A 23,937-nucleotide genomic window follows, 5' to 3' on the forward strand; every position below is an offset into this window, starting at 1 on the left:
CAACTCCGGGCCTGCAGGCTGCTTCTGGACGGTGAACTGCCCCATTGTGGATGTCTCGGACGAACCCGTGGACGGCAACCCCGCCCACTCAAGCGTGAGCATCGTCAGGGGAACGCTTACTTCCTGACAGGAGTGATTCCCGGCGGGGCCGGTTCCCGACTGGCCGCGCCTCGGTGCGGTGATGATTCCCTGGCAGCAGTCAGTCAACGGCGGTGATCAGTCCTTGCCCGTTCGTTCCCTGGGCCGTCCCGGGAAGGCCTTGTTCAACTTCCCGAGCTTGTTCCACTGCGTAACCACGGCCATGGTCACCAGGGCAGCGCCCATGTGCAGGTGCAGCATCAGGTGCAGGGTGTGCGGGGCGCCAGACACCCCCGGCTCCGCAGGAGGCACGTCCGGGGCTCCACCGTGCCCGTGCCCGGGCAACGCGACGCCATTGGAGACAGAGAACGCGGCGAAGGCCAGGTGCAGGAGCTGCTGCGCCAGGCCGGCCACCACCAGGACTGCCCAGGCCGGAAGCTGCCGTGGCCCAACTATGGATGCGGCCATGCCGAGCAGCGCTGCCAGCGCCAGGACGATCAGGACCGCCGGGGACTGCCCGCCCGACGCCGTGTGCGCGGCCCAAGCGAGCCCAGTGGCAAGGGGGCCGCTGAGCCAGACCAGGGAGCCGTTCCCCGTCCGCAATGCATTCCGGCCGTCGTGCATGGGTTCCCCTGTCGCTTGGAGTCCAGTCTCCCTCGTCTTACCCATTCCTGCGACGCATCTGCAGGCATTCGGGCCATGGCGATCCCACCCTCTGCGTGAATCTGTTGACTTCCCGCTTGTTAGCGCTCACAATTGTTACCAGGCCGCGATGTGGCGGCAGCTAATGGAGGAACATTCTTATGAACGCAGTGGACGGCTCGGACGTCTTTGTCATCGGTGTGGACTACGGAACGCTCTCCGGCCGCGCTGTGGTGGTGCGGGTACGGGACGGCAAGGAGCTGGGCAGCGGCGTCTTCGACTACCCGCACGCCGTGGTCACGGAAGCCCTGCCCCGGGACGTAGCAGGCGGTGCAGAGGGAAAAAGCGTCCGGCTTCCCGGCGAATGGACACTCCAGGTGCCGAACGACTATCGGGATGTCCTTCGTCATGCCGTTCCCGCCGCCATCGCGGACGCTGGGATCGACCCCGCCGCCGTCGTCGGAATTGCCACGGACTTCACCGCCTGCACCATGGTCCCGGTGAAAGCGGACGGCACCCCGCTGAACGAACTGCCCGGATTTGAAAACCGGCCGCACGCCTACGTCAAGCTCTGGCGCCACCACGCAGCCCAGCCGCAGGCTGACCGGATCAACCAGTTGGCCGCCGAACGCGGCGAGGACTGGCTCCCCCGCTATGGCGGGCTGATCTCCTCCGAATGGGAATTCGCCAAGGGCCTGCAGCTGCTGGAGGAGGACCCGGAAGCCTACGCCGAGATGGACCATTGGGTGGAGGCCGCGGACTGGATCGTGTGGCAGCTCTGCGGCCAGTACGTCCGCAACGCCTGCACTGCAGGCTACAAGGGGATCTACCAGGATGGGCGCTACCCGTCGGAGGATTTCCTTGCCGCCCTGAACCCGCAGTTCAAGGACTTCGTCAGCAGCAAGCTGGAGCACACCATTGGCCGCCTCGGCGACGCCGCCGGCTACCTCACGGCAGAAGCTGCCGAATGGACGGGGCTGCCGGAGGGCATCGCCGTGGCCGTGGGTAACGTGGACGCACATGTCACCGCTCCAGCGGCAAGGGCTGTGGACCCCGGCCAGCTGGTGGCGATCATGGGCACCTCCACCTGCCATGTCATGAACGGCACCGAGCTCCGGGAAGTTCCCGGCATGTGCGGCGTAGTGGACGGCGGCATTTTCGAAGGACTCTGGGGCTACGAGGCCGGGCAGTCCGGCGTAGGCGACATCTTCGGCTGGTTCACCAAGTACGGCATCCCCCCCGAATACCACCAGGCCGCAAAGGCCGCGGGCCTGGGGATCCACGAATACCTCACTGAACTTGCCTCCTCCCAGGCCATCGGCGAACATGGCCTGATCGCCCTGGACTGGCACTCCGGCAACCGCTCGGTGCTGGTGGACCACGAATTGTCCGGCATCGTGGTGGGCCAGACCCTCGCCACCAGGCCCGAGGACACCTACCGTGCCCTGCTCGAGGCCACCGCGTTCGGTACCCGCACCATCGTGGACGCCTTCCGGAACGCAGGCGTTCCGGTCAAGGAGTTCATCGTTGCCGGCGGGCTGCTCAAGAACAAGCTCCTGATGCAGATCTACGCGGATGCCACCGGGCTGCAGTTGTCCACCATCGGCTCGGCGCAGGGCCCGGCCCTCGGTTCGGCCATCCATGCCGCCGTTGCCGCCGGGAAGTACGCAGACATCCGGAAAGCCGCCGCGGCCATGGGCTCAGAGCCCGGGGATGTCTACACCCCCATCCCCGAAAATGCGGCAGCCTACGAGGAACTTTTCCAGGAATACCGGACCCTGCACGATTACTTCGGGCGGGGCAGCAATGACGTGATGCTCCGGCTCAAAGCCATCCAGGGCAGGGCCGCCGGCTCCCTCCTGGGGTCCGCTGCGGTGTCCGGGGAGGTATCCGCATGAGCGCCGGAATCCTCGGGACCATCGCCCGCATCCGGGAAGAGGTCTGCGCCCTGCATGCCGAGCTGACCCGCTACGAACTGGTGGTATGGACCGCAGGCAACGTCTCCGCCCGGGTCCCCGGCAAGGACCTGATGGTCATCAAGCCTTCCGGGGTCTCCTACGACTCCCTGACGCCGGAGCAGATGGTGGTCACCGACCTCTACGGCGTTCCGGTGGCGGGCAATGAGGAAGGTGAGTGGGGCAATCCGGCGCTGTCACCGTCGTCGGACACCGCAGCACATGCCTACGTCTACCGGCACATGCCCGAAGTGGGCGGGGTGGTGCACACGCACTCGACGTATGCCACCGCCTGGGCCGCCCGCGGTGAAGCCATACCGTGCGTGCTCACCATGATGAGCGACGAATTCGGCGGCTCCATCCCGGTGGGGCCCTTCGCCCTGATCGGCGACGATTCGATCGGCCACGGCATCGTGGAGACGCTCAAGAGCTCGAACTCGCCGGCGGTCCTGATGCAGAACCACGGACCGTTCACCATCGGCAAGGATGCCAAATCCGCCGTGAAGGCGGCAGTGATGTGCGAGGAAGTGGCACGCACCGTCCACATTTCGCGGCAGCTGGGCGAACCCGTGCCCATCGACCAGGGCCACATTGACTCCCTCTACGCCCGCTACCAGAACGTCTACGGCCAATGATTCACGCCGTCAGCCCGCATACTTCCCAGGAGAACCCATGAGCAGCGCAGCAAACACCTCCCTCGACGGCTACGAGGTCTGGTTCCTCACCGGCAGCCAGCACTTGTACGGCGAGGACGTCCTCAAGCAGGTGGCCGCCCAGTCGCAGGAAATCGCCAACCAGCTGAACGCTTCGTCTTCAGTACCGGTGCGGATTGTCTGGAAGCCGGTCCTGACGGATTCGGACGCGATCCGCCGCACGGCCCTCGAGGCCAACTCAAACGATTCCGTCATTGGCGTCACGGCCTGGATGCACACCTTCAGCCCGGCCAAAATGTGGATCCAGGGCCTGGACCTGCTCCGCAAGCCGCTCCTGCACCTGCACACCCAGGCCAACGTGGAACTGCCCTGGGCGGACATCGACTTCGACTTCATGAACCTTAACCAGGCCGCCCACGGCGACCGGGAGTTCGGCTACATCCAGTCCCGGCTCGGCATCGCCCGCAAGACAGTGGTGGGGCACGTTTCCAACCCCGAGGTGGCCCGCCAGGTGGGCTCGTGGCAGCGCGCCGCCGCCGGTTGGGCCGCCATCCGTACGCTGAAGCTGACCCGGTTCGGCGACAACATGCGCAACGTGGCCGTCACGGAAGGCGACAAGACCGAGGCCGAGCTGCGCTTCGGCGTCGCGGTCAACACCTGGTCCGTGAACGAGCTCGCCGACGCCGTGCACGGGGCCGCAGAGTCCGACGTCGACGCGCTGGTTGCCGAATACCAGGACCTTTACGACGTAGTTCCGGAGCTCCGTCAAGGTGCCGCGCGCCACGATTCACTGCGCTACGGTGCCAGGATCGAACTGGGCCTGCGCAGCTTCCTGGAAGCCAACGGATCCGCCGCCTTCACCACATCCTTCGAGGACCTGGGCGCCCTCCGCCAGCTCCCCGGCCTGGCCGTCCAGCGGCTCATGGCCGCCGGCTACGGCTTCGGAGCCGAGGGTGACTGGAAGACCGCCATCCTGGTCCGCGCCGCCAAGGTGATGGGTGCTGGACTGCCCGGTGGCGCATCGCTGATGGAGGACTACACGTATCACCTTGAACCAGGGGCCGAAAAGATCCTGGGCGCCCACATGCTGGAGGTCTGCCCGTCGCTGACGGTCATGAAACCCCGCCTGGAAATCCACCCGCTGGGCATCGGCGGCAAGGAAGACCCGGTCCGCCTGGTATTCGACGCCGACGCCTCCCCGGGCGTCGTGGTGGCCCTGTCCGACATGCGGGACCGTTTCCGCCTGGTGGCCAACGCCGTTGACGTGGTTCCGCTGGACCAGCCGCTGCCGAACCTGCCCGTGGCACGCGCGCTGTGGCAGCCCAAGCCGGACTTCGCCACCTCGGCTGCGGCCTGGCTGACGGCCGGAGCCGCTCACCACACCGTATTGTCCACGCAGGTGGGCATGGACGTGTTCGAGGACTTCGCGGAGATCGCCAAAACCGAACTGCTCACCATCGACGACGGGACCACCATCCGCCAGTTCAAGAAGGACCTGAACTGGAACGCCGCGTACTACAAGCTTGCCGGCGGGATCTAGCCTGCGCCGCTGAGCAAGCCATGAAGCAAACAGGCTCCGGGGGCAGAAGCCACCGGAGCCTGTTTGCTGCGTCCTAGTGCCCGAAGTGCGCCCGCGGGGGGCCCTCCGGAAGCTTTTCCAAGATGTCCTCAGCGATCCGGCGCACCTTGATGTTCCGGTGGCTGGATGCCTTGGCGAGGATGGAAAAAGCCTCATGGTACGAGCACCTGTTCTGTGCCATGATCACGCCGCAGGCAACATTGATGGATGTGCGGCTGTCCAGCGCCGAGCGCAGGTCCGAGGCCATGGACCTGGCGGTGTGCAGATCGATGGCTATTTGCAGGCTCTTGGCCGCCAGACCGGCGAAAGCGCGTGCTTCCGCGATGACCTGGAGCGGGAAGGCCTTTGCATCCTGGGTAAAGAATGCCAGGGCTGCTGGTGTTTTCCGGGCGGCGCCACCACCGTTGGTGTCACCGTGCCTGGCCTCCGTGTTGCCGGTATTGCCGCCGCCGGTATTGCCGGCCAGCAGCAGCCGTACTCCCAGGACGCTGCCGAACCCTGCCTCCTGCAGCCGGGCGCAGTAGCGCGGCCACCGGAAGTCCCCATTGCGCTGGAGTACTGACACCGGCTGGTCGCCGCTGAGCACTTCGCTGACTGGTCCTTCTGCCGCCAGGTGTTCCCATTCCAGCAGCCGCACCACCTTCTCAGAGGTGCCGGTGATGGCGGGTGGCTTTTTTATCTGGTGTACCAACACGCCGCATTCGATTTGGAGTTCCCCCGTGCGGACTACGGACTGCGCAGAGGCGACCACGAGCCGGTTGAGGGATTCATCCAAAGAGTCCGCGCCTGTGACCAGATCCAGCAGGAGGGCCTGCTTGCTGCTCTCTTGGGGCGCTCCCAGTCCGGTGATGCCGGATGCAGTGCGGCGGCTCTTGCTCCTTGGCGGAACAAGAGGGCCGGCGACGGCTGGGGGAGAGGCCTTGGTCTCAAAGGCCTCCTCGTCGCCGGCCCCGCTCAATGCCCGTGTCCGTCGGACCGGGAAGCCTGAGCTTGTCTGTCGTGCCTGCATTGTTAGTCTCACACCCCCTCGTGAGCCAAGTGCCGCGAGCGGAACACGTCTTGTCTCTGAGGAAAACCTAATTGTGCGCGGCCCGCCGCGGAACGCGTATCTGGTACTCGTTTTTGAGATTAGGTAGTACTTAGGCCAGGCCCCGGTTCCGCGCTCTTATATTGCCGCTGGTGAGGGGTGCGGACGTCGCCGGCGGCTTCGCTCCACCACTCCCGGGCGTCCCTTTCCCTTCGCTTGACTCCAGGAGCACGAACGCCAACAATTACTTCTATAACGTTGTAAAAAAGAAACGAGGACGTTTTCGTGACCACAGCAGAATCAGCCGCGGCGAAGATCACCATGGATCCCGCCTTTACGGTGGGACCTGTCCGGCGGCGCACTTTCGGTGCCTTTGTGGAACACCTGGGACGCTGTGTGTACACCGGCATCTTCGAACCCGGGCACCCCAAGGCCGACGAGGACGGCTTCCGCAAGGACGTCCTGGAACTGACCCGCGAACTTGGCGTTTCCACGGTGCGCTATCCCGGCGGCAACTTCGTATCCGGCTACCGCTGGGAGGACGGCGTGGGTCCGGCGGACAAGCGCCCGGTCCGGCTGGACCTGGCCTGGCACTCCAGCGACCCCAACCTGGTGGGGGTGGACGAGTTTGCCAAGTGGTCGGCCAAAGCCGGCATAGAAACCATGATGGCGGTCAACCTGGGCACGCGGGGAACCCAGGAGGCGCTGGACCTCCTGGAATACTGCAACATCGACGGCGGAACGGCCTTTTCCGACCAGCGCAGGGCCAACGGTGCGGAGAACGGCTACGGCATCAAGATGTGGTGCCTGGGCAACGAGATGGACGGGCCGTGGCAGATCGGCCACAAAAACGCGCAGGAGTACGGCCGGTTGGCGGCGGACACCGCCCGCGGCATGCGGATGATTGAACCGGACCTCGAACTCGTGGCCTGCGGCAGCTCCGGCCCCACCATGAGCACCTTCGGCGAATGGGAGCGGGTTGTCCTCTCCGAGACCTATGAGCTGGTGGACCTGATCTCGGCCCACCAGTACTTCGAGGACTTCGGAGACCTCCAGGAACACCTCTCCGCCGGCCACCGGATGCAGGCGTTCATCCACGACATCGTGAGCCACATCGACCATGTGAAGTCGGTAAAGAAGTCCACCAAACAGGTGGACATTTCCTTTGACGAGTGGAACGTCTGGCACATGAGCCGCGACGAATCCAGGCCCCCAACAGGCAAGGACTGGCCGGTGGCCCCCGTCCTGCTGGAGGACACCTACACGGTGGCGGACGCGGTCGTCGTCGGAGATCTCCTGATCACCCTGCTCCGCAACACGGACCGGGTCCACTCCGCCAGCCTGGCGCAGCTGGTGAACGTCATCGCCCCCATCATGACCGAGCCCGGGGGGCGCGCCTGGAAGCAGACCACCTTCCACCCCTTCGCGCTGACCTCCCGGCACGCGTCCGGAACAGTGCTGCAGCTCGCCGTCGAATCCCCGCTGGTCAGCGGCGGCAAGACCGCCGGCTTCGCCGCGGTGTCCGCCGTCGCAACGTACGACGCAGCGAAGGGCGAGGCCGTGGTGTTCGCCGTCAACCGCTCGACCACGGACGCGCTTGGGCTCGACGCCGTGGTGTCCGGGCTGGGCAAAGTGCGCGTCATCGAGGCCGTCACCTACGCCAACAAGGACCCGTACTGGCAGGCGACCGCCGATGATTCCACCTCAGTGCTGCCCACGGAGAACGTCACGGCAAAGGCCGACGGCGGGCGCCTCACCGCGGAACTCCCGGCCGTGTCCTGGTCCATGATCCGGCTGGCCGTCAGGGTGTAGTCCGGCAGTTTTCGCCGGAAGGTGCGGCAGCCGGGCGCGGAAGCAATGTTTCCGGCGCCCGGCTGACGCGCCTGCCAACCTCTGGGAGGATGGACCGCATGGAACTGCACATCACGGGGGATCCCGCCGCGGACAAGTTGCTAAGCGAGGACGACTTCGCCCTGTTGACCGGCATGCTGCTGGACCAGCAGGTGACCATGGAGTCGGCGTTCGCCGGGCCCGAAAAGATCAGGACCCGGACCGGGTCCATGAAACCTGAAGCCATTGCAGCCCACGATCCGCAGGCCTTCGTGGAAATGTTCAAGGAACGGCCGGCCGTCCACCGTTTTCCCGGCTCCATGGCCGCCCGTGTGCAGGCACTTGCCGAAGCCGTGCAGAACGAGTGGGACGGCGAAGCCGCGGCCATCTGGACCAAGGGTGAACCCGACGGTGCCGAGGTGCTCCGCCGGCTGAAGGCGCTGCCCGGGTTCGGCGAGCAAAAGGCCAGGATTTTCCTGGCCCTGCTGGGCAAGCAGCGCGGCCTGCAGGCGCCCGGCTGGCGTGAAGCGGCCGGACACTACGGCGAGGAGGGCGCCTACCTGTCCGTCGCGGACATCGTGGACCCCGAATCCCTGGTCAAGGTGCGCGCCAGCAAGCAGGCCGCCAAGGCCGCAGCGAAAGCGGCAAAGGCCAAGGACTGACCCTCCCGCGAACCCGGGGCGGCCCTGCCTGGGATCGCCAGATGCTGTGCGGACGCCGTTTTCTGCAACGATGTATCCCAGGAACTGGCGGAATACACGAAGGAGCCATGATGGCGGTCACCATGAACGACGTTGCGAAGGCGGCGGGGGTGTCGCTCAAGACAGTCTCCAACGTCCTGAATGACTACGAGTTCATCCGCCCTGCCACCAAGCAGCGGGTCCAGGACGCCATCGCGGAACTGGGATACGAAGCCAACCTCACCGCGCGGAGCCTGCGGTCCGGGAAAACCTCCATGCTGGGTTTGGTCTTGTCCGATCTTTCCGCGCCGTACTACGCGGAGCTTGCCTCCAAGCTGATGAAAGAGGCTTCCCAGCGGGGCTACCGGGTCCTGGTGGAGCAGTCCGACGCCGAAGGCAGTGTGGAACTGAACGCCCTGCAGGGACCGTTCCGGCAGCTCACCGACGGCCTGCTGTTCACCCCGCTGGCCATTGACGCGGATGCGATCGCTGCCAAGGTGGGCAAGAAACCCCTGGTGATGCTCGGCGAACACATCATGGATTCCCGGTTTGACCTGGTCACCATGAAAAACGGTGAAGCGGCCGCTGCCGTCACCGAACACCTGCTGGGAAGCGGACGCCGCCGCATTGCCGTGCTCGGCGCCCATCCCGAAGAGTCGGCGGGCAGTGCCGGCCTGCGGCTAAACGGCTACCGGAGTGCGCTGCAGCAGGCAGGGATCCTGTTCGATCCATCCCTGATCGCACCGGCAGAGTGGCGCCGGGACGCCGGAGCCAGCGCAGTGGCCGGGCTGGTGGAAAGCGGCGTCCGGTTTGACGCCGTGTTTGGCCTGAACGACGTGCTGGCGCTCGGAGCCATGCACGAACTGCTGATCCGTGGGGTCAGGGTTCCGCAGGACGTTGCCGTGGCAGGCTTCGATGACATCGACGAAGCGCGGTTCGCGTCTCCATCGCTCACCACCGTGTCGCCCGGAATGGACGAGATCGCGGAACGCTCAATCAGCCTGCTGCTGGACAGGATCGCCGGAAATGAGACAGCCGAACGGGGAGTCCACGTAGAGGCCGGGTTCCAGCTGAAGATCCGGGAGTCCGCGCCCTGACTTTCCCCCGCCAGGTTTCGCCCGTCGCATTGGCGGGTAAGGTTTCGGCACCGGTTCAACAACGGAAAGGTGCCTCCATGATTGCTCTCTTTGTCATCGACATGCAGAACGCGTACTTCGAAGCACCGGAACTGGCTGCCCAGCAGGAGAGGCTCGTCAGTTCCTGCAACAGGCTGTTGGAAGCCTTCACTTCCAACGGCCACAAGGCGCTGCTGGTAGGCACCGAGCACGAGCGCGACAAGTCGACCTGGACTCTGAACATGCTCGACGACGACCAGGGTTTCATTTTCCGGGGCAGCAAGCAGGCCGAGGCAGTTCCGGGCCTCGCCACCGACGGCCTGCCCCAGCTCAACAAGACCCGGGACAGCGCCTTCATCGGGACTAATCTGCTGTCCCGGCTGCGGAACTGGGGCGCCGACGAAGTGGTGCTGGCCGGCGTCTCCACCCACAACTGCATAGCCCAGACCGGGGCGGACGCCTTCGCCCACAACATCCGGGTCACCTACGCCCAGGACGCCATGGCATCGGAGGACAACAAGGACGCGGCGGACATGCTCCGCATCCTCTCCACCACGTACCGCCAGAACGTCCAGTCCAGCGACGAGATCCTGGAACGGCTGCGCCGCTAGCAGCCCACTACATCCCTGAAACGCTGACCGTCTGGCTCGGATGGATCGACCTGGTCGAGGCCAGCCTGCTGCCCGTGGCGCTGCTGCTGGCGGTCTGGGGCGCGGCGGCGCTGCGGTGGCGTGCGCCCGCTTCGTCCCGGTTCCGTCAGCTCAGGCGGCCATCCGGCCCTTGATCCTGCGGTGCGGCCGGTTCTTTGCTCCCGCATGTTCCGCCGCACGCGGGCCCGCCAGGACCTGCCCGCCGTCGGGCACGGTGCTGTCCGCATGGAGGTGAACCCCGTGCTCGATCAGGACGCCGGAACCGATGCGCGAGTGACTGCCAATATGCGCACGGTTTCCGATGACCGTTGCCCGGCCGATGCGCACGCCGTCACCCACTACCGTCCGGTCACCGAGCTCCGCGTCACGGTCGATCCAGCTGCCGTGCCCGATCCTGCACCCCGCACCGATACGGGCACCATGCTCCACATACGTCATGGCGCCAATACGGGCGCTTTCAGCCACCACAGCCCCGGGCGCTACCAGTCCACCGCCGTTGGCGTGCCGCGCATAGCGGGTCACCTTTCCGGCGTCGTCTTCAACTGATACAAACTTCCCGTTCATTCGATCCCTCGTTTACCGCGCGGTAACTTACCGCACAGTCAGTTAACGGTTGAGAACTCAAAGGGATTCCCGCGCGGCGCCGATCAGTCTGTCCCCTACGGCGAGTCCTCTCCCGGCTGCACGCCTTCATCCTGTTCAGGGGCGGCATTTTCCTCTGTCAGCAGCAAGGCGGTCCCTTGATAGGCAGGCAGTTCGAGGAAGAAGCTGTGCAGGTCGTCAACCTGGCCCACTGCATCACCTGTGAACAGGTCGTGCACTGCGGCGCCGGGCGGCAGGTGGCTGGACTGGATGCTGCCGGCAATGTCCTGGTCGGAGAAGTTCAGCACTGTAACCTCGAGCGCGCCGCTTCCCAACTGGTTGACCATGACCAGCAGGCCACGGTTGGATACGTCCGGCACATCCAGCAGGGCGCCTGTAGCTATGCCATGTTCTTCGCGAACAGTCAGGATCTGCTGGAGCCGCCTTGCGTAAGAGTTCGGGTTCTGCAGCTGGTCAGGGAGCGGCCCGTACAGGCTGCGTGCCCGGGGCATACCGGAGGAGGAGCTCTCCGCGTCCGGGCTGGTGCCCATGATGTCGTGTGCCCCACGGTTGATCCAGCGGGTGTCGCCCTGTGCGGTCAGCTCCTCAACGGTCTTCCGGTCCAGTGCAGTAATGCCGGCAAGGTCCCAGCCCGAAAGTGCAAAGACCCCGGGCTGCAGGGCGTTGTACATCGAGAGAAGGATGTGCACGTCCAGGATCTGTGCCTCCTCTTCAGGAGTGACCGCGTCAGGGTCCTGCATTCCCAGGGCGGCCATAATGAAGCTGACCGAGGTGCAGGCGATCCCGTTGGTGGTGAACACCGCGTTGTAGGGGGCGTTCTCCCCGGTCAGGCGATCCCGCATCGTTTGCTGGACCTGTTCGGCGAGCTGGGCGCCTGTGAGTTCCTGCCCGTTGAACTCGAAGATCTCATCCCGGTGCCCGGCAGCAAAGTGCATCAGCTCGTAGGTTAGCTCGTCATGGTTTTGCAGTGCGTGAACCAGTGACGCCTGGTCAACCCCGATTTCCATCGACAGGCGGAGCGTCAGCCGCAGCAACTCCGTATCGGCGGTAACCAGTGCGTAATGGTATGCGGGCCGCGTGATGAAGTCGTAGGAAAGGTCAGGGCCCGCTTCCGAGGTCGCTTTGATGTCGTCGATGGTCAGGTTGAGTTCCTGGAAGGAGAACCCGCCAACCTTGCGGATCATGGATCCAATGAGCTGATTGGCAGCCTCGGACAGAGGATGCCCCTCTGACCAGCCGGGCTGCTCTTCAGCGCTCTTTTCCACTCCGAGGAAGCCGTTGGCATCGAGCCGGAGCGCGCCGGTGCCGAGGTCAACCAGGGAATGCAGAGCGTCTCCGACTACAAGGCGCATCCCGGCGAAGGTGGGATCCAGCCAGTTGATGGAGGGCTGGCCTGCCTTGAAGTAGTGGAGGTAGACCCAGCGGCGGGTTTGCCCTGTGGTGTCAACGATCGGCCGGGTTGCGCTCCAGTTCGTTTCCTTGACGCCGGGCTCATAGAAAATGACCCGCTGCAGCCGGCCGATGATGTATCCGGCCTTCTGCAGGGCCTGTTCAGAGTCGGGACTCAGGTTTACTGAGTCGTGCCCTTCGGGGACGTCCGGCAGCAGGTGCCAGTCCTCCTCAGGGATATCGATCATGTGGTAGATCCCGGGGTAGTCCCGGAAATTCATCTCGGCAAGGCGGAAGTCGGCTCCCTTGCCGGTGTGGCCGGGAACGATGTCATCGATGATGGTTCCGCCGTGGTCTGCCGCCACCTGGCACATCGAGCGGAACTCGTCCTCCGTGCCGAACACCGGGTCAATCGCCATGCTGATCCGGTCGAAGTGCCCGTCCACGCTGGGCGTCTGGGTCCAGCCGCTGATGCCTCCCGCCAGTTTGACGGGACCGGTGTGGATGGCGCGGATACCTATCTGGCTGAAGGCTTCCCACATGTCGGGATCGCCCAGCGCAGAGAGGAAGGACTGGCTGGACCTGGTGATGAAGGACAGGGGATACGCGGTAAACCATACGGGTGCACGCTCGACGGCGGCCCGCGGGTTGGGATGTGCGTAGGAGTTCTGCCACATGCTGGCTTGCCCTGACAGTTGCCGGGCCAGTGTGTTGGCATCTCCCAGCATTGCCTGGTTCCGCAGCCACTCGACGTAGGCCGCATTGCGCCCGTCGAATTCGAACGATGGCCTGGTGGCAAAGTACTGGCGCCGGCGAGCCGTCGGCCTCAGTGCCTTGGGCCGGGCCGGATAAAGGTGCTCGTCGAAATTGACGTCCGGCTCCACTGACGGTTCAGCGGCTGCTTCTTCATCTTCGCCGGCAACGGTGTCCACTTCATAAATACCGTCGCTGGTACTCGGTTCCCGCATAGATTCCTCTTCCTACCGGTTGTTCCCGCGGTCCCAAGGCATACTGCCTGGTCACCCTGCCCAATGTTCTCGTACCCGGGGGCGCCAAGACTATTCGGGCGAACTACGAAACTACCAAGTAGCGGCTAGGACACAAGGGTGGCCGCGGTCGTGTCCATATGCGCGAGGATGGTTTCGGGGCCAGGGCCGTGTCGCCGGTGGCGATGGCGTCGACGATCTCCCTGTCGCGGCCCACGCTCATGGTGCTGACGCCATGCAGGATTCCCCGGCCCTCTGGCTTGCTGCGGGAAGCTGTGCTGCAAGATGGCCTCCGCCCAGCTGGCAGTGCGGCAGCCGGCTTCGCGGCAGTGATTGATCATGGCTGTGCTTCCCAGTGGCCCGTTCCTACACTGGGGTGATGATCACAGTCACCGGAAGCGTGGAAACCAAACTGTCCGCAGAGAAAGCTTTTGCTTTCATGAGGGAGTTCGAGAACACCAGCAAGTGGGACCCCAACACTCCCGTGATGGACAAGCTGACGCCAGGCCCGGTTGCGGTGGGCCACCGGTACCACGCGGAGTCGGAATTCCGCGGGAAGCGGCAGACCCTCGAATATGAGGTGATCGAGCTGACGGAGGACCACATTAAGCTGCGCGGGGAAAACAAGACCGTCACAGCCTTCGACTCCGTTGACGTGAGCCCTTCCGATACGGGATCACTGGTCAAGTACACGGCGGAGTTCAGCATCAAGGGACCCGCCAAGATCATTCAGCCGCTGCTGAAGCCTGCCTTCATGCAGCTCCGGGACCCGGCCCTGAACGGAATCCGGGACACGCTCAACTCCCAGCCTGCAGGCTGACCTGGTTTTCGGCGAAGAACTCCCTGATCTCCCGACGCGGGTCCGCCTCCACCCGTGTCACCAGGTCAAGGATCATCGTGTTGCGCTCCTGCCCGTACTCCGGCCACTCGAGCCCGGGACGGCCCGGCGTTCCGGTATGCGCGAATGACGCCCAGGCGCCGCTCATGGTGTCGCTGAGGGCTTGCGGAGCCTTGCCGCGCGTCAGGAAGGCAGCCTCCGGTGAGTCCAGGTGACGGAAGACGAAGGGGACGTCCAGCGAATGGCATGAACCGAGCTTTCCGCCCATTGCAGGGCTGGGCCAGGTGAAAAGGTAGGAGAAGTTCCGGCCCGGGGACCCCTGGCGGCTTGACTGTTCGCGGGCGGCCAGCAGGTTGTTGCTCGGCTGACGGTAGACGGAATCGGCAACGGCAGCTTCCAGCAGCTCCTTGCCGGCTGCTTCCCGCGGCAGGGCAGCTTTCCGCGACAGGATTTGGGCGAGGGCGCCGGCGTAACCCGTTGTGCGCTCCGGTGGGATCCCGGCAGCGGCGAGCACGGAAGCGGCGCGCTCCGCGTAGTCGGGATCCGCGGGGTTGGGCGGCCGCATTTCCACCGCGAAGGACCCTTCGTTGAGGTTGGTCCCTATCAGCAGGTCCACGGCGCCGTTCTGCCCCTGTTGTACCGCATCGAGCGGCGGCCGCGGCAGTGAGGGTGTTCCGGCCGTCGGTTGGAACGGGAGGGGCACGGCGAAGGTCTCCTGGCCGATGTCCTGCACCAGCATTTCCTGCGCTTCCAGCAGCCGGTCCACCGGCAGGGTGAGGATGTCCGCCGCGGAGGACGTGTCCAGCCCGCACAGGGCGAGGAACTTCCGGGAGATGCGGGCAGAGCCTTCAGCCGTGCGGCAGCGTTCGGCGGTGCCGCTTTGCATGATGGCCCGGCGGAAGAGGCCTTCCGACGCCGGCATGCCCAGCAGGGTGCCGATGGCTGCCGCCCCGGCCGACTCGCCAAACAAGGTGACGTTATGCGGGTCCCCGCCGAACGCGTCGATGGTGCCCCGCACCCAGCGCAGTGCTTCGATCTGGTCCAGCAGGGCGAGGTTGGAGGAGTCCTGGTAGCCTGCGCCCAGTAGGTCCGCCAGGTGCAGGAAGCCGAGGGCTCCCAGCCTGTAGTTGATGGCTACCACCACCGCGCCGGACGCGGCGGCGAGGCCCGCGCCGTCGTACATGCCGTCACTGTTGGAGCCGCTGAGGTACGCGCCGCCGTGGATCCACACCATCACGGGCCTGGCGGACCCGTCCGTGCCCGGCGTCCAGATGTTGAGGTTGAGGCAGCCCTCCTCGCTCGAGACCCGTGGCTTTGCCCCCGGCGGTGCCGGCGACTCCGGGTTCTGCGGCGCCGCGGGGCCGGGCCGGGTGCAGTCGAGTACCCCGGTCCAGGGCGTCGTCGGGGCGGGCGGACGGAATCGGCGTTCCCGCACCGGCGGCTTCGCATACGGGATGCCGAGGAAGCGGTGAACGGCGGTGCCGTCCACCGTCAAGGTGCTGCCGCGGAAGGAACCGCCGTGACTGGAGGCGAGCTTCATGGTTGACACGTTACGGGCTTTCAATGGGTACGCTGGAACCCGTTCGGCAGTGGGCGGCCATGTTGTTATGGCTTTTCACATACGTCCGGGAGGGGAAATTCTTGGTTGAAGCTGACGTCTCAGATGCCAAAGTACTTGGCGATATTGCAGCTCACATGCAGGACCTGGTCCTCGAAAATCCTGATGTAGAGCAGTTCCTGCAGGAACTTGCCGGATATGCGGCGGCCAGGCTTAGCCGAGCCGGCCAGGAAGTCTTCTGTGGCATCACCCTGACCCGGCGCAAGAAGCCCGCCTTGATGGCCGGCAGCAACCCCTGCCCACGGTTGGTTGACCAGTTGGAAAACAGATTCGGCGACGGGCCCGGAATAACGGCCATGCGGACCATGGCAACTGTCCTGGTCCCGGATTTGCAGCGGGAAGAACGCTGGCCGGAGTATGTCCAGGCGGTCGGGCGGCAGGGACTCCGTTCCGTCCTGAGCATCCCGCTGCTCCTTGAAGGCGAAGACCGCGGGGTTCTTACTCTGTCCTGCAGGCGGCGTGGGGCCTTCACCGGGGAAGGCATCGCCAGTGCCGAGGCCTTTACCGAACAGGCATCCAAGGGGCTCAGGCTTGCCCTGCGGATGGCCCAGCTCCAGGACGCCAAGGACGGCATGAGTGCAGCAATGCAGTCGCGCACCGTCATCGACCTGGCCAGCGGCGCCATCATGGCGCAGAACCGGTGCAGCCAGGCTGCCGCCTTCAAGGTCCTGCGGGAGGCGTCCAACACCAGGAACATGAAACTACGGGACGTCGCGGCCGTCGTGATCTCCTCCGTGGCGGGCGTCTCGGACACCTTCACCTACTTCGACGAATAGGGATCCTGGGGCTCCGCGTGGAGGCGGATCAGCGGAGAATCACTGAAAGGTGCCCGGACGGCCAGGTTCGCTGCCACGCAGTGCTCGTTGACAGCCTGGGCCAGGGCGTCCCGGTCCTTCTCCGGAAGAGTTTCCGCCCCCGAGCTGTAATCCCTGATCTCCTGTTCGGAAGCTTCACCGCCCAGGGCAACGTAGTCCAGCCACAGCTCGGCGAGGTCAAGGCTGTGCCTCTTGATGACCGCACCGGTCAGGGCCTGCTGGTCCAGTTCATCCATGATCCCGTCCTGGCCTTGGGAGAATTTTTTCTCCCAAGGGCTTCGGAGCGGGCGGCCGGATGGATGGCCTTACATACTTCCTAGGCGGGCTGTGCCACCTGCTGCCGGGCGTGCTCCCGTGCGAGGCTTCCCAGCCACCGCGCACTTTCCTTCGGAGTGCGTTCCTGGGTGCTGCGGTCCACGGCGATCAGGCCGAATTTGGGCCGGTAGCCGAAGATCCACTCGAAGTTGTCGAACGCCGTCCAGGCGATGTAGCCGCGGACATCGATGCCGTCGGCCAGGCAGGAGGCTACGCAGTCCACGGCGGTCTGGAGGAATTTCACCCGCTGGGTGTCGTCCTCGGTGGCCAGTCCGTTTTCGGTCACCATCACCGGGATGCCGGCAATCCGATGGGCTTCCCGGATGGTTGCCTCGAGGGCCTGCGGGTAGATTTCCTCGCCGGATTGAGTGAGGACCGCCCCGGCGGGTGCCGGGGCAAGGCCGTCCGGGCCGTAGACGGTGCGGCCGTAGGTCTGGATTCCCACAAAGTCGTCACCGCGGGAGGCCTCCAGGAACCGGACGTTGACGTCGCGGCGCGCGCGTTCAGCGCGCTCTTCACCGCCGTCAGCGAATTGGATGTCGGTGTTCGCCAGGGTCCAGCCCACCAGGAGTTCCGGGCGGCGGGCTTTGATGGCGGCGGTGGCTGCCCGGTGGGCTGCGAGCTTTACCTCGAACGCGGCCTCCGTGGAGCAGAACTGGAAGGGGGCAATCGTGCTGGCATCCACGCCCAGTCGTTCGGCGGCTGCCGCCCACATTGGCACGGAGCCGCGGCTTTCCGGGGCCTCGCCGCCGATGCCGAAGGACTCCAGCAGCCACGGCAGGTTGGGTTCATTCAACGTACAGGCGACGCCGATGAGGTCGCCCAGGTGCGCCATCACCCGGTCGCAGTAGCGGGCAAAGAGTTCCGGGGTCCGGGAGCTTTCCCAGCCACCGGACTGCAGCAGCCAGAGGGGGGACGTGAAGTGGTGGAAGGTCACCACCGGTGTAAGCCCGTGTTCACGGCAGGTTTCCAGCATCCGCTTGTAATGGTTGAGCCCGGCTGTGGAGAACTCACCCTCGGCAGGTTCGATGCGCGCCCACTCGAGGGAGAAGCGGTAGCTGGTGAAGCCGAGGCTGGCAATCAGCGCGATGTCCTCGCGGTACCGGTGGTAGTGGTCCAGGGCGTCTCCGGAGGGTTCCGAGAAGATCGTTCCGGGCAAGTGCTCCAGGAACCAGGTGTCGCTGTTGACGTTGTTGCCTTCCACCTGGTGTCCGGCGCTGGCCACACCCCACAGGAAGTCGGCCGGGAAGGAAGGGGAGAGTGTCATGAGAGTCCTTTCAGTGCAACGCCGGCAGCCCGGCGTCGGGCTTCGTTGCCTGATACTCATCCTGTCGTCCAAAGTGACCAGCACCACAGAAGTATTTCAACCAATGAAATATCCATGTCTGCCCAAAACCCGATCACAGCATTCTTGAGGGAGCCGGCCATCCGTCTGGCCCCAATCTCTCCGTTGTCACATCAGAATGCAAAGGCGCACTATATGAAACTTCTGAACTCCACTGCCCGTGCGAGCTCCGCCGTTCTGGCCGGAGCGCTACTGCTGGGATCGTTGACTGCTTGCGGCGGCGGGTCCGGCCAGGCGGCCGCCAAAGTGGACACCAGCACGCTCACGCTTGCCATCGACAGCGACTCCGCATCGTTCGGCTTCGACCCGTTGCGCGTCTCGGCTGCACAGCGGCAGTTCTTCGAAGGCCTCTACGAAAGCCTCATGACCCTGCAGGCGGATGGATCGGCGGGTCCAGGCCTGGCCAAGGAGTTCAGCTACAACGCGGACAACACCGTCCTGACGCTCACCCTCAAGGACGACGTAACGTTTACGGACGGGTCCAAACTCGATGCCGAGCTGGTCAAGGCAAACCTCGACCGCCGCTCCGATCCCGCGCTGAGCGCCTACTCCGCCGTGGCCAAGGGCGGAGCCCAGGAGATCACCTCCGTGGACGTGGTCAGCCCCACCCAGGTGGCGTTGACATTCGCCAAGCCACAGCCTGGCTTCGAGAAGAACCTGGCCTCCACCACCGGCATGATCGTGGGTAAGAACGGTGTGACCGATTCGGCCAGCCTCGCCGCCACACCCGCAGGTTCCGGTCCCTACATCCTCGATCCCGCCACCGTGAAGGGCAACAAGTATGTCCTGGTGAAGAACGACAAGAGCCCGGAAGCCCCGAAGTACGCCTTCGATAAGGTCATCTTCAGCGTCGTCCTCGACCCGCAGGCCCGGGCGAACGCCCTGGTTTCAGGCCAGGCCGACGTGGCGATGCTGACCTCGAACACCGTTGACTTCGCCAAGTCCAAGGGCGTGGGCGTGTCCCAGATCGGCGGCACCGTCAACACCATGGTCTCCTTTGACAAGATCGGCAAGACCGCCCCGGCATTCGCGGAAGAAAAGGTCCGCCAGGCGTTCCAGTACGCCATCAACCGTCAGGCCCTGGTTGATGCACTTCACAAGGGCGACATCCCGGCCTGGAACGCCCTGCCGAAGGACTCTGCAGGCTTTACCAAGGAGCTGGAGACCAAGTTCGCCTACAACCCGGACAAGGCCAAGGCCCTGCTGGCCGAAGCAGGCTACCCGGACGGCTTCGAATTCACTATCGTCGCCGGAGCCCAGACCCAGACGGACCTGCAGGCAGTCCAGAAGGACCTCGCCGCCGTCGGAATCACCATGAACATCAAGATGGCCGCCTCCACAGATGAAGCCTTCGCCGCCGTCGCCACCACGCCCCTGGGCTACGCGCCGCTCAGCTGGGACAACCCGGTCGGATTCATGTACGGTGCCGTCCTCAACGGTTTCACTAACGTGCAAAAGGCCACCGACGAGCAGCTCAGCGCCGCCACCGGCGAACTGGCGGCGGCCAAGGATGATGCTGCCGTCAAGGCCGCGGCCACCAAGCTGAACACCCGGCTGGTGGAATCCGGCTGGATGATCCCGCTGTATGAAGCACTCGTGAACCAGGGCTACAACACCAAGAAGGTGGCCCCGGTGGAGTTCGCCGGGACCAACGCCTACCCGCTCCTCTCGTCCTACAAGCCGGCCAGCTAATTCCCGCACCTGCCGGGCGGGCTTTCCTCACCAAACAGGAGGGCAAGCCCGGCAGGGCCTGACCGATGGAGGTCACCATGGCACTATTCATCACCAAGCGCCTGCTGATGGCGCTGGCCACCGTGCTGGTGGTTGCGGTGCTGGCATTCATGCTGGTGCACGCAATGCCCGGCAGCCCCGGAGCCGTGTCCCTCGGGGCCGGTGCCACCCCGGAAGCGATTGACGAAGTTAACCACCGCCTGGGCTGGAACGATCCCCTCGTGGTCCAGTTCTTCAGCTGGCTCGGCGCCGCAGTCCAGGGGGATTTCGGAATTTCGCTCATTGACGGCCGGTCGGTCAGCGCGGACCTGGCGGGCAGGCTCCCTGTCACTGCGTCCCTCGCTGCAGGAGCCACCTTGCTCAGCGCTGTCCTCGGCATTGCGCTGGGCGTCACCGCAGCCGTCCGCGGCGGCATGGTGGACCGCATCATCGGCGGTGTCTGTGGGATGGCAGTTGCACTCCCGGCCTTCTGGATCGGCATCATTTTTGTCTACTTCCTGGCCGTCCAGTCCCCCGTCTTTCCCGCGACCGGCTACGTCCCGTTCGAGGTTTCGCCCCAGGATTGGGCGCTGTCCCTGGCGCTGCCCGTGATCACCCTGGCCGTGGGCGGAGCGGCGTTCATTGCCCGCCAAACCAGGGCCTCCATGCTCGAGGCACTGCAGCAGGAACACATCCGGACGCTCCGGGCCACGGCTACCCCCACCTGGAAGATCCTGTACGTCCATGCCCTGCGTTATGCCAGCCTGCCCATCGTGGCCGGCATCGCGCTGCAGTTCATTCAGCTTTTCGGCGGTTCAGTCATCGCGGAGCAGTTGTTCGCCATGCCGGGCCTGGGCCAGGCGGTCCAGACCTCCGTCAGCACCCATGACGCCCCGTCCGTGCAGGGCGTGGTGGTGATCGCCACCGTGGTGGTGGTCGCCGTGAACCTGGTGCTGGAACTCGCCACCAAGTTCCTCGACCCGAAGTTGCGTGCCTCATGATTCCCAACGTTGCCCCCGCACCAGCAGATTCAGCGGAGCCGACGGCGGCTGCCGTCCCTCCGAAGGCCACGCGCCAAAGCACGGCAAAGAAATTCACCGGCAACAAACTGTTCGCCTCACCTGCAAGCATCGCCGGCGTGATCTGGCTGGCCGCGATCGTCATTGCGTCCTTGACTGCGCCGCTGTGGCTGCCCTACAAGACCGAGGACCAGGATTTCACCGCCGTCCTGTCCGGACCCACCGCCGCCCACTGGCTCGGCACCGACGAACTCGGCCGTGACATCCTTAGCCGCATCTTCGCTTCCGCAGCCGGCACGCTGGGAACGTCCATGATCACGGTGATTGTCGCCGTCGGGCTCGGCACCATCCTGGCGATGCTGGCGGCGGCCGCCGGGGAACGCGTGGAGAACGCCATCAGCCGCGTCACCGAAATCATGATGTCGCTGCCCGGCACCGTCATCATCCTCGCCGTCATCGGCGCCGTGGGAACGAACATCCCGCTGATCATGGCCATCCTCGGCGTGCTGATCTCCGCCGGTATGTACCGGGTCATGCTGGGCCAGGCCAAGTCCCTGCAGTCCCAGCTGTACGTGGACGCAGCCAAGGTGGACGGCGTCAGCACGGCCGGCATCAGCCTCCGGCATGTCCTGCCCGGGCTGACGAACACCATCGTGGTGCAGTCGGCCCTGATCTTCGCCGTCGGCATGCTGATCCAGGCCGGCCTGGCGTTCATCGGTTTTGGCCCGCCCATCCCGGAACCGAGCTGGGGCGGCATGATCCAAGGCGCATCCCAGAACGTTTATAACGCGCCCTGGTTGATGGTTCCCACCGGCGCCGTGCTGGCGCTGACAGTCCTGGCCGCCAACGCCATCGGCAACGCCCTCGGCAAGGCGCCCAACGCCACCGCCTCACACCTGCCCTCCACCGCCGCCCGGCGGCAGCGCGCCAAAGCGGTGGCCGCGATCGCCGCGGCTGCTCCGGCTGGAAAGGACGAGGCGGCTAAGGACACGCTCAGCGTCCGCAACCTCACCGTGGGCGTTGACAACGGCGTCCGCCTGGTCACCGATGTTTCCTTCGACGTCGAACCCGGCACCGTGCTGGGCCTGGTGGGCGAATCCGGCTGCGGCAAAACGATGACCGCACTGTCCCTCCTGGGGCTTCTGCCGTCCGGAGTATCCGTGACCGGCGGGCAGATCCTCTGGAACGGCAAGAACCTGGCCGCGGCAACGGACAAGGACATGGAAGGCATCCGCGGACGCGACATAGCGCTCATCTCGCAGGAGCCCATGCGCGCCCTGGACCCCATGTTCACCGTCGGCTACCAACTCACCGCCACCATCCGCCGGCTCCGGGGAATGGGCAAGGCTGAAGCGAAGGCCGAAGCCCTAAGCCTGCTGGAAAAAGTGGGCATCGTGGACGCCGCGCGGATCCTCAAGACCTACCCGCACCAGATCAGCGGCGGCATGGCCCAGCGCGTTGCCATCGCCCTGGCGCTTTCCGGCCGCCCCCGGCTGCTCGTGGCAGACGAACCCACCACAGCCCTGGACGTCACCGTGCAGGCGGAGATCCTTTCCCTGCTGCGCGGCCTGGTGAGGGATACCGGGATGTCGGTGGTCATGGTCACCCACGATCTTGGCGTGGTGGCCGACCTCTGCGACCAGGTGGCCGTGATGTATGCCGGCCAGGTTGTTGAAAACGGCCGGACGGACAGCATCCTGGACAACCCCCGCCACCCCTACACCCTTGCCCTGCTGGCAGCGGACCCGCACGCCAACCACGCGGCGGACATGCCGGAGCGGCTGGCCACCATCAACGGCCAGGTTCCCCAGCCCAAGGACTGGCCCACCAGCTGCCGCTTCGCCGCCCGCTGCCAGTTCGCCGGCTCTGCGTGCATGGTCCCCATCCCGCTGCTTCCCTCCGGAACCGGTGACGGCCTGGTGCGCTGCATAAAAGCGGATGAACTTGCCGTCGAAGGGCTGGACTGGGTGGCCACCGACGTCCCCAGCCACCACGTTCTGAACCTGGTTGAAACCAGGGCTGTCGAAAAGGATCACGCATGAGCACCGCAACTTCGGTCCGTCCGGAAGCACCGCTGCCGGATGCTGCCCAGCCGCTGCTGGAGGTCAAGGACCTGGTGGTCCGCTACGGACGCGGACGCAAGGCAGCCGCAGCTCCCGCCGCCGTCGACGGCGTGAGCTTCAGCATCGCCCCCGGCGAAACAGTGGGCCTGGTGGGGGAGTCCGGCTCCGGCAAATCAACCATCGGCAAAGCCATCCTGGGATTGCAGAAAGTCTCCCGTGGCTCCATCACCTACCAGGGCAAGGACATCACGTCCGCCGGCGCATCCCAGCGCAGGGTCCTGGGCGGAGAGCTGCGGGCCGTCTTCCAGGACCCCAACTCCTCCCTGAACCCCCGGAACACAGTGGGTTCTTCGCTGGCAGAGCCCCTCCGGCTCCGCGGCGTGAAACCGGGCGAGGCGCGGCAGCGGGCCGAGGACATGCTGGAACGCGTGGGCCTCCCGCGTGAGGCCGTGGACCGGTACCCCAGCCAGTTCTCCGGCGGCCAGCGCCAGCGCATCTCCGTGGCGCGGGCCCTCATCTGCGACCCCAAGCTGGTGGTTTGCGATGAAGCCGTGAGCGCCCTGGACCTCTCCACCCAAGCGCAGGTGCTGAACCTCCTGGCCGACCTGCGCGACGAGCGCGGCCTGGGCTACCTGTTCATCGCCCACGACATCGCCGTGGTCCAGTTCCTCGCCCAGCGCGTCGTCGTCCTCTACCGAGGGCAGGTGATGGAAAGCGGACCCGCCGCCGCCGTCACCGAGAACCCCAGGCACCCGTTCACCCGGGCCCTCGTTGCAGCGTCCCCCGTGCTGCGGCCCTCCGAGCAGGCTGCGCGCCGGCAGGCCCGGGAATCCCTGGGCGTTCGGACGGGAGCGGCGGCAACCCCTGGTCCCGGAGGATGCCCCTTCCGGCTTCGTTGCCCGTTGGCCACCGACCTCTGCCGTGACGAACGCCCCGCCCTCAGGCAGGTAGGCGGCTCCGACGTCGCCTGCCACTACGCTTCATAACCACCTTGGTCCTCCGCATTATCGGGGGCAGCACGTCTACA

20 protein-coding genes and 1 pseudogene are annotated in these 23,937 nt (G+C 65.4%); 14 read left to right on the forward strand and 7 right to left on the reverse strand.

Annotated features, from left to right (window positions below; all coding sequences use genetic code 11):
* Nucleotides 1-40 precede the first annotated feature (40 nt).
* Nucleotides 41-127: pseudogene (locus NXY83_RS02435) on the forward strand (anti-sigma factor); the annotation flags it as partial.
* 89 nt (nt 128-216) lie between these two features.
* Here NXY83_RS02435 and NXY83_RS02440 read toward each other — a convergent pair.
* Nucleotides 217-702, reverse strand: coding sequence for a hypothetical protein (locus NXY83_RS02440; protein WP_258804530.1), 486 nt, complete (start codon nt 700-702; stop codon nt 217-219).
* A 179-nt stretch (nt 703-881) separates the two neighbouring features.
* Between NXY83_RS02440 and araB the strand changes: the two genes are divergently transcribed.
* From araB to araA, 3 genes are read left to right on the forward strand one after another with little or no spacing between them, the layout of a single operon-like run.
* Nucleotides 882-2,618: a ribulokinase gene (gene araB, locus NXY83_RS02445; protein ID WP_258804531.1), complete on the forward strand. Its 1,737-nt coding sequence runs from the start codon at nt 882-884 to the stop codon at nt 2,616-2,618.
* Entirely contained in the window at nt 2,615-3,310 is a 696-nt protein-coding gene (locus NXY83_RS02450) for an L-ribulose-5-phosphate 4-epimerase (RefSeq protein WP_258804532.1), read from the forward strand. Before araB ends, NXY83_RS02450 begins: the two co-directional genes overlap by 4 nt.
* Before the next feature lie 37 nt (nt 3,311-3,347).
* On the forward strand, nt 3,348-4,868 hold the full coding sequence (araA, locus tag NXY83_RS02455; RefSeq protein WP_258804533.1) for an L-arabinose isomerase: 1,521 nt from the start codon (nt 3,348-3,350) through the stop codon (nt 4,866-4,868).
* Between the two features lie 73 nt (nt 4,869-4,941).
* On the opposite strand, the gene NXY83_RS02460 is transcribed toward araA, so the two are convergent.
* Nucleotides 4,942-5,916, reverse strand: coding sequence for an ANTAR domain-containing protein (locus NXY83_RS02460; RefSeq protein WP_258804534.1), 975 nt, complete (start codon nt 5,914-5,916; stop codon nt 4,942-4,944).
* A 339-nt stretch (nt 5,917-6,255) separates the two neighbouring features.
* On the opposite strand from NXY83_RS02460, the gene NXY83_RS02465 reads away from it, so the two are divergent.
* From NXY83_RS02465 to NXY83_RS02480, 4 genes are all read left to right on the forward strand, one after another.
* Nucleotides 6,256-7,746, forward strand: coding sequence for an alpha-N-arabinofuranosidase (locus tag NXY83_RS02465; RefSeq protein WP_258806403.1), 1,491 nt, complete (start codon nt 6,256-6,258; stop codon nt 7,744-7,746).
* Between the two features lie 89 nt (nt 7,747-7,835).
* Nucleotides 7,836-8,426, forward strand: coding sequence for an HhH-GPD-type base excision DNA repair protein (locus NXY83_RS02470; RefSeq protein ID WP_258804535.1), 591 nt, complete (start codon nt 7,836-7,838; stop codon nt 8,424-8,426).
* 110 nt (nt 8,427-8,536) lie between these two features.
* Entirely contained in the window at nt 8,537-9,541 is a 1,005-nt protein-coding gene (locus tag NXY83_RS02475; protein ID WP_258806404.1) for a LacI family DNA-binding transcriptional regulator, read from the forward strand.
* A gap of 77 nt (nt 9,542-9,618) precedes the next feature.
* Nucleotides 9,619-10,170: a cysteine hydrolase family protein gene (locus NXY83_RS02480; protein WP_258804536.1), complete on the forward strand. Its 552-nt coding sequence runs from the start codon at nt 9,619-9,621 to the stop codon at nt 10,168-10,170.
* A gap of 150 nt (nt 10,171-10,320) precedes the next feature.
* Here the strand turns inward: NXY83_RS02480 and NXY83_RS02485 are convergent, their stop codons facing one another.
* Both NXY83_RS02485 and treS read right to left on the reverse strand, forming a co-directional pair.
* Nucleotides 10,321-10,773 carry a transferase gene (locus NXY83_RS02485; protein WP_258804538.1) on the reverse strand — a complete coding sequence of 151 codons (453 nt, stop codon included), beginning with the start codon at nt 10,771-10,773 and terminating at the stop codon, nt 10,321-10,323.
* 95 nt (nt 10,774-10,868) lie between these two features.
* Nucleotides 10,869-13,169: a maltose alpha-D-glucosyltransferase gene (gene treS / locus NXY83_RS02490; protein WP_258804539.1), complete on the reverse strand. Its 2,301-nt coding sequence runs from the start codon at nt 13,167-13,169 to the stop codon at nt 10,869-10,871.
* 397 nt (nt 13,170-13,566) lie between these two features.
* Between treS and NXY83_RS02495 the strand changes: the two genes are divergently transcribed.
* A complete protein-coding gene (locus tag NXY83_RS02495) occupies nt 13,567-14,007 on the forward strand; it encodes an SRPBCC family protein (RefSeq protein ID WP_258804540.1) in 441 nt (146 codons plus the stop codon).
* On the opposite strand, the gene NXY83_RS02500 is transcribed toward NXY83_RS02495, so the two are convergent.
* Nucleotides 13,985-15,565 (reverse strand): carboxylesterase/lipase family protein, encoded by a 1,581-nt coding sequence (locus tag NXY83_RS02500; protein ID WP_258804541.1) that lies wholly within the window; start codon nt 15,563-15,565, stop codon nt 13,985-13,987. The two genes, NXY83_RS02495 and NXY83_RS02500, sit on opposite strands and share 23 nt — an antisense overlap.
* A gap of 101 nt (nt 15,566-15,666) precedes the next feature.
* Between NXY83_RS02500 and NXY83_RS02505 the strand changes: the two genes are divergently transcribed.
* On the forward strand, nt 15,667-16,419 hold the full coding sequence (locus tag NXY83_RS02505) for a GAF and ANTAR domain-containing protein (protein ID WP_258804542.1): 753 nt from the start codon (nt 15,667-15,669) through the stop codon (nt 16,417-16,419).
* Here the strand turns inward: NXY83_RS02505 and NXY83_RS02510 are convergent.
* Together NXY83_RS02510 and NXY83_RS02515 are read right to left on the reverse strand one after the other, a co-directional pair.
* The gene (locus NXY83_RS02510; RefSeq protein ID WP_258804543.1) at nt 16,404-16,694 is read right to left on the reverse strand and encodes a hypothetical protein; all 291 of its coding nucleotides are present in this window, start codon (nt 16,692-16,694) and stop codon (nt 16,404-16,406) included. The two genes, NXY83_RS02505 and NXY83_RS02510, sit on opposite strands and share 16 nt — an antisense overlap.
* Before the next feature lie 80 nt (nt 16,695-16,774).
* Nucleotides 16,775-18,040: a glycoside hydrolase family 1 protein gene (locus NXY83_RS02515; RefSeq protein WP_258804544.1), complete on the reverse strand. Its 1,266-nt coding sequence runs from the start codon at nt 18,038-18,040 to the stop codon at nt 16,775-16,777.
* Nucleotides 18,041-18,253: 213 nt separating this feature from the next.
* Here NXY83_RS02515 and NXY83_RS02520 point away from each other — a divergent pair, with 213 nt between their 5' ends.
* From NXY83_RS02520 to NXY83_RS02535, 4 genes are all read left to right on the forward strand, one after another.
* Nucleotides 18,254-19,810, forward strand: coding sequence for an ABC transporter substrate-binding protein (locus NXY83_RS02520; protein WP_258804545.1), 1,557 nt, complete (start codon nt 18,254-18,256; stop codon nt 19,808-19,810).
* A gap of 65 nt (nt 19,811-19,875) precedes the next feature.
* Nucleotides 19,876-20,829, forward strand: a complete 954-nt coding sequence (locus NXY83_RS02525; protein ID WP_309484117.1) for an ABC transporter permease — start codon at nt 19,876-19,878, stop codon at nt 20,827-20,829.
* Complete coding sequence (locus NXY83_RS02530; protein WP_258804547.1) at nt 20,826-22,889, forward strand: dipeptide/oligopeptide/nickel ABC transporter permease/ATP-binding protein; 2,064 nt, start codon at nt 20,826-20,828, stop codon at nt 22,887-22,889. Before NXY83_RS02525 ends, NXY83_RS02530 begins: the two co-directional genes overlap by 4 nt.
* Complete coding sequence (locus NXY83_RS02535; protein ID WP_258804548.1) at nt 22,886-23,896, forward strand: oligopeptide/dipeptide ABC transporter ATP-binding protein; 1,011 nt, start codon at nt 22,886-22,888, stop codon at nt 23,894-23,896. The genes NXY83_RS02530 and NXY83_RS02535 overlap by 4 nt, the downstream gene beginning before the upstream one ends.
* Nucleotides 23,897-23,937: the final 41 nt, after the last annotated feature.

This window comes from Pseudarthrobacter sp. NS4 (assembly GCF_024758005.1).
GTDB lineage: Bacteria > Actinomycetota > Actinomycetes > Actinomycetales > Micrococcaceae > Arthrobacter.

Excerpts from the sequence above, each read along its gene's own strand:
- NXY83_RS02475 (WP_258806404.1), top strand. The coding sequence starts at position 8,537 with ATGGCGGTCACCATGAACGACGTTGCGAAGGCGGCGGGGGTGTCGCTC.
- NXY83_RS02535 (WP_258804548.1), top strand. The coding sequence starts at position 22,886 with ATGAGCACCGCAACTTCGGTCCGTCCGGAAGCACCGCTGCCGGATGCT.
- NXY83_RS02480 (WP_258804536.1), top strand. The coding sequence starts at position 9,619 with ATGATTGCTCTCTTTGTCATCGACATGCAGAACGCGTACTTCGAAGCA.
- treS (WP_258804539.1), bottom strand. The coding sequence starts at position 13,169 with ATGCGGGAACCGAGTACCAGCGACGGTATTTATGAAGTGGACACCGTT.
- NXY83_RS02450 (WP_258804532.1), top strand. The coding sequence starts at position 2,615 with ATGAGCGCCGGAATCCTCGGGACCATCGCCCGCATCCGGGAAGAGGTC.
- NXY83_RS02495 (WP_258804540.1), top strand. The coding sequence starts at position 13,567 with ATGATCACAGTCACCGGAAGCGTGGAAACCAAACTGTCCGCAGAGAAA.
- NXY83_RS02465 (WP_258806403.1), top strand. The coding sequence starts at position 6,256 with ATGGATCCCGCCTTTACGGTGGGACCTGTCCGGCGGCGCACTTTCGGT.
- araB (WP_258804531.1), top strand. The coding sequence starts at position 882 with ATGAACGCAGTGGACGGCTCGGACGTCTTTGTCATCGGTGTGGACTAC.
- NXY83_RS02500 (WP_258804541.1), bottom strand. The coding sequence starts at position 15,565 with ATGAAGCTCGCCTCCAGTCACGGCGGTTCCTTCCGCGGCAGCACCTTG.
- NXY83_RS02460 (WP_258804534.1), bottom strand. The coding sequence starts at position 5,916 with ATGCAGGCACGACAGACAAGCTCAGGCTTCCCGGTCCGACGGACACGG.
- NXY83_RS02485 (WP_258804538.1), bottom strand. The coding sequence starts at position 10,773 with ATGAACGGGAAGTTTGTATCAGTTGAAGACGACGCCGGAAAGGTGACC.
- araA (WP_258804533.1), top strand. The coding sequence starts at position 3,348 with ATGAGCAGCGCAGCAAACACCTCCCTCGACGGCTACGAGGTCTGGTTC.
- NXY83_RS02440 (WP_258804530.1), bottom strand. The coding sequence starts at position 702 with ATGCACGACGGCCGGAATGCATTGCGGACGGGGAACGGCTCCCTGGTC.
- NXY83_RS02510 (WP_258804543.1), bottom strand. The coding sequence starts at position 16,694 with ATGGATGAACTGGACCAGCAGGCCCTGACCGGTGCGGTCATCAAGAGG.
- NXY83_RS02515 (WP_258804544.1), bottom strand. The coding sequence starts at position 18,040 with ATGACACTCTCCCCTTCCTTCCCGGCCGACTTCCTGTGGGGTGTGGCC.
- NXY83_RS02525 (WP_309484117.1), top strand. The coding sequence starts at position 19,876 with ATGGAGGTCACCATGGCACTATTCATCACCAAGCGCCTGCTGATGGCG.
- NXY83_RS02470 (WP_258804535.1), top strand. The coding sequence starts at position 7,836 with ATGGACCGCATGGAACTGCACATCACGGGGGATCCCGCCGCGGACAAG.
- NXY83_RS02520 (WP_258804545.1), top strand. The coding sequence starts at position 18,254 with ATGAAACTTCTGAACTCCACTGCCCGTGCGAGCTCCGCCGTTCTGGCC.
- NXY83_RS02530 (WP_258804547.1), top strand. The coding sequence starts at position 20,826 with ATGATTCCCAACGTTGCCCCCGCACCAGCAGATTCAGCGGAGCCGACG.